This is a genomic window from Collinsella sp. AM36-4AA (assembly GCF_003467795.1).
Taxonomy (GTDB): Bacteria; Actinomycetota; Coriobacteriia; order Coriobacteriales; family Coriobacteriaceae; genus Collinsella.
The window spans coordinates 13,201-26,297 of record NZ_QSHS01000008.1 but is presented as its reverse complement, the minus strand read 5'-3'; the positions used below and the strand labels follow the sequence as shown (position 1 = coordinate 26,297).

The window sequence follows — 13,097 nt, the reverse complement described above, 5'->3', positions numbered from 1 at the left end:
GAAGCTTTACAGGAGACCGTTGTCCTGAAGGACCTTCCTAATCGCCTCGACGTTCTCGCCGGTCATGGCCTTCACCGGGCGCGGCATGGTCGGGCTGTCGAAGATGCCCATGAGGTTCATAGCGGTCTTGAAGGCGCCGACGCCACCGGCATAGCCCTGGACGCCCGAGGTGACATCCCAGATGTGGGAGATCTCGTTGAGGCGATCCTGCTCGGCCTTGACGGTAGCCCAGTCACCGGCCTGAGCGGCCTTCCACTGGCGCACGTAGCCCTCGGGCTCAACGTTGGCAAGGCCCGGGACAGAACCGTCGGCGCCACCGAGGTAAGCGCCGTCGACGACAACCTCGTGACCGGTGAGGATACTCATCGGATGGCCGTTCTTCTCGTTCTCCTGAACGAGGTAGCGGAACGAGATGTCATCACCCGAGGAATCCTTGACGCCAGCAAGGACGCCCTCGGCGCCGAGCTTGGCAAGGAGCTTCCAGGGGAGCTTGGTGTGAACGCAGACGGGAATGTCATAGGCAAAGATGGGCAGGTCGAGCTCCTCGTGCAGGATGCGGAAGTGCTCCTCGACCTCGGTCATGCCCTGCAGGGCATAGAACGGGCAGGTGGCGACAAGCGCATCGGCGCCCAGCTCCTGAGCGACCTTACCGTGCTCGATCATGCGCTCGGTCTCGGTATCGATGATGCCGACCAGAACAGGCACGCGGTGATCGACGATGCGCACGGCCTCGGCGATAATCTGGCGACGGCGCTCGTCGGTGGAGAAGACGACCTCGCCCGAGGATCCCAGGAAGAACAGGCCATCGACGCCGGCATCGATCATGCGGTTGATGCTGCGCTCAAAGGAGACAACATCGAGCTGGTGATCTTCGGTATCGGGAACAACGACGGGAGGGATAACGCCGGTGAATTTCTGAGTTGCCACAAGAATCTCCTTAGTTGTCTGGCGGGCGGCCCTATGCCACCCACTCTTGTTGGCAGTGTCCAGGCCGTCTAGGCCAAAGAACACGGGTAGAACGTTTGGTTAAAAAAGTCGATGACTTCGTTTTCGAACGCGTTGATGCGCTCATGAGCGTATTTGGCATAGATGATATGCCTCCGGTCACACTCAAGACCGTTGAATACGGCAAACTGGCCCTTGGGATCACTCACGGCATCCATGAGCGATGTGCCCATGAGCACCGATCCACGCACCCGAGACGACAACGCCTCGAGGCCACCGGGAATTGGATTGGCAACCGCCGTGCAGGCGAGGCCCCGCTCGTCCAGAGCAGAAACCGCCAGCGCGACTCCGCCGCCAAGGCCCTCGCCCCATGCAAAGATGCGGTCGGGGTCCACGCCATCAAGATTGCGCGCCACCTTCGCCATCGCGCAACCCCAACGGACGCGCTTGACAAAAGCAGGAGAGGCAATCCCCTGCTGCAGCTCGCTGGATCCAATCGCCTCATCGTCCAGCGCAAGCACGGCATATCCCATGGCCGCAAACCTCGTCATGTGATGCCATCCCCGCACGGGTCGGTCGATGTCGTGAAACATCAGACATAGCGGCACAAGCTCGGATGCTCGGGCGCGACCGGCAGGCTCGATCAAACGTGCGTGGACCACATCGCCACCAAGCTCAAAGGAAACCTCGGAGTAGCGGGCATACGGATTGGCAAAATCGATCGCCGTAATACTCGGCCCGCAAACCTCAAGGTCCGAAGCGGCTATCTCTAATTCGGAAACATCCGCAGAAGCATCACCGCGCCAATCCCGGAAATCAGCGAGCCTTGACGAGACCGTTCCGGGAATCCCCACAAGGTCGGAGACAATCAGCTCATTGACATTGCTCTCGCACTTAGACATGAGCCTCCCCTCCCTTGCAGAAAAACGGAATGATCAGATCGTCAAAATCCTGAATCTCCTCGTGGCCAAAGCCTTCAAAGAACTCATGACGCTTTTCACAGGTCAGGTTGTTATAGACCGCAAACTGCGTCGCTGGCGGACAGACGGTATCGGCTGTGCCGGTGCCAAACAGCACGGGGCATTTGACCATAGGGGCAAAGTTCTTGGAATCGAAGTACGCCAGCTTGGCATAGGCTTCGTCGATACGAGTCGAGTCCTCGTCAAACCAGCGAGACCAATAGCGCAGGCCCTCGTAGGCAATGTCGTCGGCATCCAAATCCCAGACCAGGCGGAAATCCGACAGGAAGGGATAGAGGATGGCGGCGCGATTGATAAGCTCGCTGTTAAGTGCACAGGTCGCAATGCCCAAACCGCCGCCCTGCGACGCGCCGTTCACAAACACACGGGCAAGATCGATGCCCTCGAGCTCGCGAACGATGCGGCACAGGATGCGAATATCTTGGTGCAAGCGGACATAGTAGAGGTTGGCCGGATCGCCGTCGATACCGGCGACGATATGGCCCGCGACCGTTGTGCCCTCAAATCCACCAATGTCCTCGGAGGGACCTCCTTGGCCGGGGCAGTCGAGGGCGATGAGTGCCATGCCCATGCCCGCAAACGACGCCTGCTCAAACCAGCTGCGGCTTGCACCCGGATACCCATGGAACTGAAGTACCAATGGCACGGGCTCGTCCGAGACGGGTTTAAGGTACTTGGCATGCAGGCGAGCGCCACACATGCCGGTATACCAGAGGTCGAAAAGCTGGCAGGTCACGGCATCGGTGACCGATGCCGTCTCGATCGCATAGTCAAGCCCGACGGCGTCGGCCTCGGCCATGCGGTCCTTCCAAAAGAGATCGAAATCCGATGGACGGGGCATAGCGCCTCGATATTCACCAAATTGCTGTTGTAGCTCCTGAGCACTTGGCATGGCTCGTGAACCCAACCTTTCGAAATCGCAACGGAGGTGCGCCCGGCAAGGGAACCGGGCGCACGGGAGGGAAAGCGAGGCTACTCGCCGAGCTTGGGATGCAGCAGCGACGGCGCAGCGCCGAGCAGCATCTTGGTGTAGGGGTCCTGGGGGTGCTGGAAGACCTGCTTGGCCTCGCCCTGCTCGACGATCTTGCCGCCATTCATAACGATGATGTCGTCAGAGATATAGCGGACCGTCTGGATGTCATGGCTGATGAACACCATGGCCAGGCCGAGCTCCTTCTTAAGGTCGGTCAGCAGGTTCAGAATCTGCGCGCGGACCGAAACGTCCAGAGCCGAGGTGGGCTCGTCGGCGATGATGGCATCGGGGTTCAGCGACAGGGCACGGGCAATTGCGACGCGCTGGCGCTGGCCGCCCGAAAGCTGACCGGGAAGAACCTCGGCGGCGGAGCTGGGCAGACCGGTGAGCTCCAGGAGTTCCTTGACGCGCTTCTCCTGCTCGGCTTCGGTGCCCAAGTTGTGGACGCGCATGGGATCGAGCAGCTGCTCGCGAACGACCATGCGGGGGTTGAGCGCCGTGGCCGGGTTCTGGAACACGACCGAGATGACGCGACCCATGTGGCGACGGTCCTCGGCGGTACGTTTGGTAACGTCCTTGCCCTTAAAGTAGACCTTGCCGCTCGTGGGGGCCTGCAGGCCGCACATGACGTTGGCGGTGGTGGACTTACCGCAACCGGACTCGCCGACGATGCCGATGGTCTGTCCGGGCATGAGCTTAATCGTTACACCCTGGACGGCGTGAACCAGGTTGGGGTGCAGGATCGAGCCGGTACGGGTCCTAAAGGTGACGTGAACGTCATCAAGGAAGATGATCGGCTCGACGCCGTTGACTGCGGTCTCGCTCATCTACATCACCTCCGCGTGAGGGGTCAAACCATTTGCCTTGAGCACCTCGTCGGGGAGCTCGGAATAGAAGTGCTCGGTGCCAGGCACGCGCTTGAAGACCGGACGGGTGTCCAGGCCAATACGCGGATGGCTCGAGCGGGGCGCGAAGCGATCGCCCTTGGGGAAATCGCGCGGGCTCGGAACGGCGCCGGGCACCTGGTGCAGGCGGCCCGAACCGCTCTCGATGGACAGGACGGAACCCAGAAGACCGCGGGTGTACTCGTGGATCGGGTTGGTGAGCAGCTCCTTGGTGGGCGCCTGCTCGATAACCTGACCGGCGTACATCACCGTGATGTTATGGGCGACCTCGGCGACCAGCGCCAGGTCATGCGAGACGAAGATCATGGCAAAGCCGAGCTTGGCCTGAAGGTCGTTGAGCAGCTTGATGACCTGCTTCTGGACGGTAACGTCCAGGGCGGTCGTGGGCTCGTCGCAGATGACCAGCTTGGGGTCGCGGGTAAGGGCCATAGCGATCAGAACACGCTGACGCTGGCCACCGGAAAGCTCATGCGGGTAGCTCTCGAGCGTACGCTTGGGGTCGAGGCCCACGAGCTCCAGGAGTTCCTCGGCGCTGCGGGTGCCGCCGCGCTTGGTGAGCTGCTTCATCTGGGCAGAGATGAGCATGGAGGGGTTGAGCGAGGACAGGGCGTCCTGATAGACCATGGCGATATCGGTACCGCGCAGGCCGAACCACTCCTTCTTGCTCATCTTGAGCAGGTCGCGGCCCTCCCAGAGGACCTCGCCGGAAAGGTGCTCGTCATCGTCGGTCAGGCCCATGATGGCCAGCGTGGTGATGGACTTACCGCAACCGGACTCGCCCACCAGGCCCATGGTCTGACCAGGACGGACGTCAAAGTTGACATGGTCGACGACGTTGATATCACCGTGATGCTCAAACTGAATGCAGAAATCGCGGACCGAGAGAATCGGTTCGACAGACTCGTCGGGCACATGGCGATCGTCACGCTTGAGCTCGACATCGCGCAGGGCGCCAAGGCGAGCGGAGAGGGACTGGGCCTGCTCCTTGTAGGCGCGAACGGGGTCGGAGACCAGCAGGTCGGCCTCGCGGCGCTTGGAGGAATCGGTCGGATCCAGGGCGGCGGAGGGAGCAGCGGCCATGGCGTCGGTAATGCCCTCGGAGAGGATGTTGAGCGCCAGGCAGGTGATCATGATGGCCAGGCCCGGGAACAACGCCTGCCACCAACGGCCGGCGAGCACGCCGCCGCGGGCGTCGGCGAGGATGTTGCCCCAGGTAGCGGTGGGCTCCTGGATACCAGCGCCGATGAACGTCAGCGAAGCCTCGAAGATGATGGCGTCGGCGACTAGGGTAACGGTGAAGACCATGATCGGGGCGATGCAGTTACGCAGAACATGCTTGATTAAAATCCACGGAGCCTTGGCGCCGGAAACGATGACCGCGCGGACATAGTCCTCGCCGTACTCGGACACGATGTTGGCGCGCACGATACGGGCAATCTGCGGAGTGTACATAAAGCCGATGGCGAAGATGATCGACGGCACGGAGTTGCCCAGGATGGAGACGAAGACGGCCGCGAGGGCGATGCCCGGGATGGACATGATGATGTCCAAGATACGCATGATCGTCTCGGAGACGGCCTTGCGCGAAACCGCTGCAAGGGCGCCCACGACCGAGCCGCAGACCAGAGCCATGGCAGTGGCGCCAAAGCCGATAATCAGCGAGTAACGACCACCGTAGAGCATACGCGACAGAATATCGCGACCCTTATCGTCGGTACCGAAGATAAATCCGTTGCCGGGAGCCTGGCGAGCCGTAAAGATCTCGACCGGGCTATAGGGGGCAAGAAGGGGCGCCAGAATCGCAGTCAGGGCGACCAGCACCAGCACGACGGCGGCAATCTTAGAAGACAGCGTCATCTTCTTCCAGCCACCGAGCTTGAGCCCCTTGGAGGCAGCCTTCTCGAGCTGCTCGGTTTGCTTCTCTCGAATCTTTACCATAATCTACACCGTCCTGATGCGCGGGTTGATGAGCAGGTAGAGCATGTCAACCACGATGTTGATGATGATGAAGGCAAGAGCAACGACGATAACGACGCCCTGAACCAGGTTCGCCTCGTTGCCCTGAACGCCCTGCAGAATCGCGGTGCCCATGCCGGGGAGGTTGAAGATAACCTCGATGACGACGGCGCCGCCCATGAGGTAACCGATCTTAAGACCGAGGGTAGTGACCGGGGTGATCAGCGCATTGCGAAGAACGTTGATACCGACGACGACCTTCTCGGGAACGCCGGCACCGCGAGCCATACGGACATAGTCCTTGTCGAGCTCCTCGACCATGGCGGTACGCACGATACGAGTCATCTGGCCCGTCAGCGGAAATGCCAAGGCGATGGCGGGCATAATCATGCGGCCCAGATAACCAGCCGGATTCGTGGTGAAGTGAGGCAGAGCACCCGATGCCGGGAGCACCTTAAGGTAGGAAGAGAACAGCAGGATCAACAGAACGGCAAGCCAGAACGACGGGGTTGCCAAGCCGGCGATGGAAAAGACGCGGATCACTTGGTCCGGCCATTTGTCGCGATACAGTGCCGCGATGACGCCGAGCAAAAACGAAACGACCGCACCGATGGCAAGGCCGATGAAGGTCAGCTGCATCGTGACGGGCAGGGCCGTGGAGATGCGCTTGGCAACGGAGTTGCGAGCAGCACCATAGGTGCCCATGTCGCCATGGATCAAATCGCCCATATAGCGCACGTAGCGCACGGGCCAGGGGTCGTCCAGACCATACTTCTCATGGTACTCGGCAACCGCCTCGGGCGAGGCACCGTCACCCAACGCCGTGTAGGCGGGGTCGGTCTTGGAGAACGACATAAGGAAGAACACCAGGACGGTGACGCCCAATGCCATGATCGGCAGCGCCACAAGACGCCTTCCAATCAAACGTAGCAAGTTGTTCACGTTCTCTCCCCTTTCTTTTGTCGGTAGGACCAACTGGTATATGAGTACGGATACTCATTACAAGACCCGAGCGACATCGAGGTCGCCCGGGTCTTTGTTTCAACTATGAGGATACGGTCCCAACGACCGACATCCTGCATACAGACTCAAGCGAGTCTTACGCCTTGACGGTCGCAACGCCCCTGAAGGACATGCTCGTCGTGCCGATGCCCTTGAAGCCATCGAGGGCCTCGCCGTTGGGCGCAGTGGACGGATCGTCCCAGGAAGCGGAGACGGTCTTGACGTGGACAACGGGGTACAGAACGGCGTTGTCGGCAATGATGTCGAAGCACTCGTTCCACTTCTTCTGCTGCTCGTCGCCCTCGGCGGCAAGAGCCTCGTCCATGAGACTGTGGAGCTTCTGCCACTCAGCGGACTCCTTCCACGGGCAACGGGTCTGCATCCAGACGTTGTCGCCGTACCACCAGTTGAGCAGCAGGTCGGGGTCGGCGCCGAAGCAGGAAGGATCGCCAGGGGCAAGGAGGATATCGTAGGCCTCGCCGCCGTCGATGGCAGCGTAGGTGGCCGGCGAGGTATCGGTCTGGATGGTCACATCGAAGCCGAGAGCGTCGAGGTCGTTCTTGACCTGGGCGGCCATGCCCTTAATCTGCTCGTTGTCGGTGGTGCGCAGGGTGATGGCACCCGGGGTGATGCCAGACTCCTCGATGAGCTTCTTAGCCTTCTTGGCGTCGGTCTTGTACACCGTGGAAGCCTCATGATAGTTGGTGAAGCTCTTGGGCAGGTAGCAGCTGGCAGCGGTGGCAAGGCCGGCGAAGGTGTTGCTGACCATCTTCTCGGTGTCGAGCGCATACATGACAGCCTGACGGACCTTGACGTTGTTCCAAGGCTCCTTGGCGACGTTGAACATGATGAAGCGGGTGCCGAAACCCTGAACGTTATCGATCTTGCAGCCGGCGCTCTCGAGCTGGTCGACGGCGTCAGCGGTAACGAGCTCCATAACGAGCGTGGAGCCCTCCTGCTGAGCGGTAACGCGAGCGGTGGGGTCGGTCAGGATGCTGTACTGGATCTTCTTATCCTCGGCAGCATACTCACCGTTGTACTCGGGGTTGGGAACCAGGGTGATCTCGGTATCGGAGATAGAGTCGTACATCCAGGGGCCGGAGCCGATCGGCTGCTTGGCGCGATCCTCCTCGGTCTGGGTGGCCGGGGTAACGCGGACGATGGCCAGACGATCCTTGAGCAGGGAGAAGTTGGGGACCTTGGTCTTGACCGTCACGGTGCTGGCGTCCTTGGCCTCGATGGACTCGAAGGGCTGGAAGAACGGAGCATAGGTAGCGGAAGCGGCGCAAGCGGTGTAGGAGGCAACGACATCGTCAGCGGTGACCTCGGTGCCATCGGAGAACTTGGCGCCCTTGCGGATGGTGACCTCGAAAGTGGTGTCGTCCACAGACTTGGGATCGTCGGTGGCGAGCTCGTTGAAGGTGCTGTAGTCGTGGTAATCGATGCCGTAGAGGCCCTCGACGACGTGCCAGTTAGCACCCAGGCCCACAGCGGAGCCGGTGCTGGCGGGATCGAAGCTGGACGGAGCGTAAGCGGAACCAGCGGTGATCACGCCGCCGCCACGGTTGGCGGAATCGGTGGAACCGGAAGCGGAACCCTCGTCGTTGGAGCTGCCACCGCAGCCGGTGAGACCAAGCCCTGCGACAGCAGCGACGCTGCCGGTGAGGCCGAGGAACGAACGCCTGGACATACCCTTGTTGATGATGGCCATGTCTTCTCCTATCAATAGAGAATCTTACCCGGGAGCACCTAGACGTGCCCCCGCGCAACTTGCGGACGATATATACCTTACCTACCGACGAACCCAACTGAGGTGCCGCGCTCGGCGACCGATACATACATACGCTTGAACGGTATTTACTACCGTTCACCGAATTCATTGACAAACGATTCGCCAGACAGTATGTATCGACGAGGTGAGATATCAGTCTTCGTCAACCCGCAGGATAGCAGGGTTGTTCACCATGGCTAGTCAAACGTTTTAGCGTTAATTAAACCCGAAATCGGCTGGTAATCGCCGTGAAATAAATGATTGAAAATCACGCAATCATGTATATCAGTTGTTTAGAGGCGTGTTTAGTTTTCGGATTGCTTTGCCGCCGCCTCGGCGCGCTCGGCATTCCATGCAACGAGCGCCTCGTGAACCGCTTTGGCGACATCGGCAGGAATGCCTCGAACTTCCGCGATCTCTTGCTCGCTCGCCGCGCGCAAACGCTTCATCGAGCCAAAATGGCGCATAAGGGCACGTTTTCTGGTGGGTCCCACGCCTGGAACGTCATCGAGTACCGAAACCGTCATGGCTTTATCGCGCAATTCGCGATGGAACGTGATGGCAAAACGGTGCGATTCATCGCGCACCTGTTTAATTAGATAGAGCGACGCGGACCCGGTCGGCAGCACGACTGGAGTCTCGTCCCAAGGCACGAAAACCTCCTCATCGGCCTTTGCCAAGCCACAAACTGGTATATCGAGCCCAAGAGCCTCAAGTTGCTTGATCGCAGCGGTCAATTGCGGCTTACCGCCATCGACAACGAGCAAATCGGGGCGCGAGCCAAAGCGCTCGTCGGCCATACGCTCGGGAGCATAACGTCGTCCCAAAACCTCGGACATCGACACGAAGTCGTTTGCCTCGTCCAATTCGGCCTGAATTTTAAAACGACGATACTGACTCTTGTCGGCGCGCCCGTTGGTAAACACCACCATCGAGGCGACCGTGAAGGTGCCATGCAGTGTAGAGATATCGAAGCACTCGATACGCAACGGCGGCGATGGCAGCGCCAACGCACTTTCGAGCTCCAGGAGCGCTTGATTGGTGCGGTCGTCAGCGTACCCCGTTCGCATCATGTAGCGCATGAGAGCATGGCGCGCATTTTTGGATGCCATATCGAGCAGACGGTGCTTTTCGCCACGCTGCGGCCTATGGAGATGGCAGGAACGCTCACGCTTGCCCGCAAGCCACTCCCCCAGCGCCTCCGCATCCTCAAGCTCGACGGAAAGGTTGACCTCAGCTGGAATATCAGCCGTCTCGTCGTAATAGCGCTTAAGAAAGCCCGACTGGAGCTCTTCCTCGTCAACATCAAGACCCTTGTCGAGAATGAACTCGCAGGTGCGAACTGTTCGGCCCTCGCGAACGACGAAGACGCAAGCGGCGGAGATGGTCTCCTCGCGATAGAAACCGATGACATCTATATCGACACTGGAGGGAAAAACGACTTGCTGACGATCGTCCAGACCCCTGATGACCTCCAAACGACGTTTGACGCGTGCCGCGCGCTCAAAGTCGAGCGCCTCAGCGGCATCCGTCATCTCGGAGGTCAGCTCATCGACGACATCCTTGCGATGGCCCGACAAAAAGCGCTCGACACGCTTGACGTTCTTGGCATAGTCTGCCGGGGAAATCACGCCGACACACGCACCCGGGCCGCGCCCGACATGGTAGTCAAAGCAGGGGCGCCCGTTTTGCGCGCAAATCATATTGACGATGTCTTCCTCGCCCTTGTGGGACTCGACGATACGGCGACAACGACGCCACTCCGCACAGGATGCGGAGCAGATGGGGATAACCTTGCGCAGCGTATCTATCGTCTCACGTGCCGCGCGGCTATCGGTATAAGGTCCAAAATAGCGCGTTCCCGGCTTATGACGCTCACGCGTGTATTTGATAGCGGGATACAGGTCGCCCTTTGTAATGGCGATAAAGGGGTAGCTCTTGTCATCCTTGAGGTCGACGTTAAAGTACGGATGGTACTGACCAATCAAATTGCGCTCGAGCACCAACGCCTCGTGCTCGGTCTCCACCACGATATAGTCAAAGCTCGCCACCAGCTGCATCATCAGCGGGATCTTCTGGCGCTCGTCCTGCAGCGTCACGTACTGACGCATACGGGCGCGCAGGTTTTTCGCCTTGCCCACGTAGATGACATCGCCCTTGGCGTCTTTCCAAAGGTAGCAGCCGGGCTGCGTGGGAACGCGCGAAACCTGCTCGGCAAGCGTTGGAATGTTGTCGTGACCGGCCACGCGCACCTACTTGCGACGAATCAGCGCCGAGACCTCGGGCATCTTAAGGACGACGGCAAGGCCAAAGGTAACAGCAAGCGAGACGACACCCGCAACGCAAACGTAGCCAAGAGTAATCAGAATCGAGCCGCCAAGTGCCCCGACAAAGTGCTCAAGCGCCCACATGACGCCGGCGCCTGCGGCAGCACCCAGGCCACCGAGCAAAAGGCCAAAGAAACCGCCATGCAGGATAGATTTAACCTGAAGACCACGCAGACGACGACGCAGCCACCACAGCGAGCAACCGACCAAGATCACGTAGTCGACGACATACGAAAGCGCGATTGCCGGCATACCGAAGCCCAGCACAACGCCAAACAGCAGAACCGAGCCGGCCTGGCCGATGGCGGAATACAGACAATAGCGGCTATAGGGCTTCATGTCGAGCAAGGCAGAGAAGCTCTTCTGCATCAGCACGACCACGCCGTAGAGCGGCAGGGAAAGTGCCAGGTAGATAAGGAACTCCGACACCAGCGCCACACCGGACTCATCGAACTTGCCAGCGCAGTAGATCATGTTGAGCGGACGCGCGAAGACAATCAGGTACAGCGCGAATGGAATCAGGAAGAACAGCATCTGGGCGACGCCACGCGAAATGCCCGTGCGGACGCTGTCGTAATCCTTCTCCTGTGCGTCGTGAGAGAGCTCGGTATAGAGCGCCGTCGAAAGCGAGGCGGCAATCAGCGCGTAGGGCAGCGTGTACCACAGGCGCGCATAGGCGATGACGGAAGGACCAGTCTCGGGCTGGACCACCAGCGCAGCAGCGTTGGTGATAGAAGTCGAGACAAACATGCACACCGTGGCGAGCAGCGTCGGGATACCGAGCGCAATCGTCTGGCGCAGTGCGGGGTCCTTAAAGTCGATATGGATATGGGGATGCACGCCGTGCTTGCCAAGCGCGGGGATCTGACATGCCATCTGAACAAAGACACCGAGGGTCGTACCGGCCGCAATCAAGATGATGCCGGCACGTTCGCCAAACTGTGCGGACACGGGCGCAAAGCCCATAAAGCTCGCAATGACGATCACATTGTTGAGGACCGGGGCAAACGTCGACCAGAAGTAGTCGCGGTGTGCGTTGAGGACGCCCGAAAACACCGAGCCCAAACCATAAAACAGAATCTGGATGGCAAAGAAACGGAACATGAACGCAGCGGTATCCATGCTGCCGCCGTCACCCGAAAGGAACGATTGCGTCCAGATAAAGCCCGGGGCGAACACGGTCCCCAGCAACGAAATGCCACCCAGCACCAATAGCAGAATACCGAGCAGGTTGCCCACGTACTCGTTAGAGGCCTCGCGACCCTGCTCACGCCTCACGCCCATGTACACGGGCAAAAACGCCGTCACGAGCATGCCGCCCATCACGAGTTCGTAGAGCATATTGGGCAGGTTGTTGGCGACCTGATAGGAAGACGAGAGCAGCGACATGCCGATAGCGGCCGCCATTGCCCACGTGCGGATAAAACCGGTGACGCGAGACACGATGGTCAGGATGGTCATAAGCCCGGCGGAACGACCAACCGTGGAGTAGTCCGACGAGCCCATGTCGTCAGTGTCGTCTCGCGACGAAGAAGCTTCGGATGAGGGTGTCTGAGGCGCAGATTCTTTTGCAAAATGAGCTCCGCACTTCAATTCTTCCTGCGGCATCGCTCAGTCCTCTCTCGTAATCGGGGCGACCGTCGCCCCGCAAAATGCAATTAAATCATCAGGTGCAAGCTCAAGCTGATAACCACGCTTGCCTCCCGAAATAAAAATGGTATCCCAAAGGACACATGTCTCATCAATGAGCGTCCGGTAGCGTTTTTTCATACCGACCGGACTGCAGCCGCCGCGAACGTAGCCAGTCGCCGCAAGCAAATCCTTCACATGCATCATGGCCAAGGACTTCTCCCCCGCGGCACGCGCGGCGGACTTTAGATCGAGCTCGTCGGCAACAGGGATGCAGCACACGACGTGGTCGTTGGACGGCGTCACGCAGACCAAGGTCTTAAATCCTTGTCCGGGCTCCTCGCCAAGCTGCTCCGAAATCGCGACCCCCAGGCCCGCCGACTCATCACCATCGTCTTCGTACGTATGTAGAACATAGGAAATGCCGGCGCTTTCCAGCTCGCGCATCGCATTGGTTTTTGGCGTCTTTACAGCCTTTGCCATGGCATATCCTTTCCCTCGCATTCGGACGCAAGGATTAAGTATATGTCCAATTCGGCTGCATACGTCACTTCGACACAGCAAGCGCCATCGAATCACAAGGAGTCGATGGCGCCCATAAACTGAATC

The 13,097-nt window shown here is 59.6% G+C and carries 10 protein-coding genes; all 10 read right to left on the bottom strand.

The window, feature by feature from the left end; genetic code table 11:
- Nucleotides 1-6: 6 nt before the first annotated feature.
- The 10 genes from DW850_RS04045 to ybaK all read right to left on the bottom strand — a co-directional run bounded on the left by DW850_RS04045 (nt 7) and on the right by ybaK (nt 12,971).
- Complete coding sequence (locus DW850_RS04045; RefSeq protein WP_117647503.1) at nt 7-927, bottom strand: dihydrodipicolinate synthase family protein; 921 nt, start codon at nt 925-927, stop codon at nt 7-9.
- A 68-nt stretch (nt 928-995) separates the two neighbouring features.
- Nucleotides 996-1,847: an acetylxylan esterase gene (locus tag DW850_RS04040; RefSeq protein WP_117786311.1), complete on the bottom strand. Its 852-nt coding sequence runs from the start codon at nt 1,845-1,847 to the stop codon at nt 996-998.
- Nucleotides 1,840-2,817: an acetylxylan esterase gene (locus tag DW850_RS04035; RefSeq protein ID WP_117786310.1), complete on the bottom strand. Its 978-nt coding sequence runs from the start codon at nt 2,815-2,817 to the stop codon at nt 1,840-1,842. The genes DW850_RS04040 and DW850_RS04035 overlap by 8 nt, the downstream gene beginning before the upstream one ends.
- Before the next feature lie 80 nt (nt 2,818-2,897).
- On the bottom strand, nt 2,898-3,725 hold the full coding sequence (locus tag DW850_RS04030) for an ABC transporter ATP-binding protein (protein ID WP_006236159.1): 828 nt from the start codon (nt 3,723-3,725) through the stop codon (nt 2,898-2,900).
- The gene (locus DW850_RS04025) at nt 3,726-5,741 is read right to left on the bottom strand and encodes a dipeptide/oligopeptide/nickel ABC transporter permease/ATP-binding protein (protein ID WP_035138893.1); all 2,016 of its coding nucleotides are present in this window, start codon (nt 5,739-5,741) and stop codon (nt 3,726-3,728) included.
- A 3-nt stretch (nt 5,742-5,744) separates the two neighbouring features.
- The gene (locus DW850_RS04020) at nt 5,745-6,701 is read right to left on the bottom strand and encodes an ABC transporter permease (RefSeq protein ID WP_055251823.1); all 957 of its coding nucleotides are present in this window, start codon (nt 6,699-6,701) and stop codon (nt 5,745-5,747) included.
- A 157-nt stretch (nt 6,702-6,858) separates the two neighbouring features.
- Entirely contained in the window at nt 6,859-8,472 is a 1,614-nt protein-coding gene (locus DW850_RS04015) for an ABC transporter substrate-binding protein (protein ID WP_117564876.1), read from the bottom strand.
- Between the two features lie 365 nt (nt 8,473-8,837).
- Nucleotides 8,838-10,778: an excinuclease ABC subunit UvrC gene (gene uvrC, locus DW850_RS04010; protein ID WP_311774759.1), complete on the bottom strand. Its 1,941-nt coding sequence runs from the start codon at nt 10,776-10,778 to the stop codon at nt 8,838-8,840.
- A 6-nt stretch (nt 10,779-10,784) separates the two neighbouring features.
- A complete protein-coding gene (gene murJ, locus DW850_RS04005; protein WP_117564878.1) occupies nt 10,785-12,365 on the bottom strand; it encodes a murein biosynthesis integral membrane protein MurJ in 1,581 nt (526 codons plus the stop codon).
- 105 nt (nt 12,366-12,470) lie between these two features.
- Nucleotides 12,471-12,971 carry a Cys-tRNA(Pro) deacylase gene (ybaK, locus tag DW850_RS04000; protein WP_089573609.1) on the bottom strand — a complete coding sequence of 167 codons (501 nt, stop codon included), beginning with the start codon at nt 12,969-12,971 and terminating at the stop codon, nt 12,471-12,473.
- Nucleotides 12,972-13,097 lie beyond the last annotated feature (126 nt).

Excerpts from the sequence above, each read along its gene's own strand:
- ybaK (WP_089573609.1), bottom strand. The coding sequence starts at position 12,971 with ATGGCAAAGGCTGTAAAGACGCCAAAAACCAATGCGATGCGCGAGCTG.
- DW850_RS04035 (WP_117786310.1), bottom strand. The coding sequence starts at position 2,817 with ATGCCAAGTGCTCAGGAGCTACAACAGCAATTTGGTGAATATCGAGGC.
- DW850_RS04030 (WP_006236159.1), bottom strand. The coding sequence starts at position 3,725 with ATGAGCGAGACCGCAGTCAACGGCGTCGAGCCGATCATCTTCCTTGAT.
- DW850_RS04040 (WP_117786311.1), bottom strand. The coding sequence starts at position 1,847 with ATGTCTAAGTGCGAGAGCAATGTCAATGAGCTGATTGTCTCCGACCTT.
- murJ (WP_117564878.1), bottom strand. The coding sequence starts at position 12,365 with ATGGGCTCGTCGGACTACTCCACGGTTGGTCGTTCCGCCGGGCTTATG.
- DW850_RS04025 (WP_035138893.1), bottom strand. The coding sequence starts at position 5,741 with ATGGTAAAGATTCGAGAGAAGCAAACCGAGCAGCTCGAGAAGGCTGCC.
- DW850_RS04015 (WP_117564876.1), bottom strand. The coding sequence starts at position 8,472 with ATGGCCATCATCAACAAGGGTATGTCCAGGCGTTCGTTCCTCGGCCTC.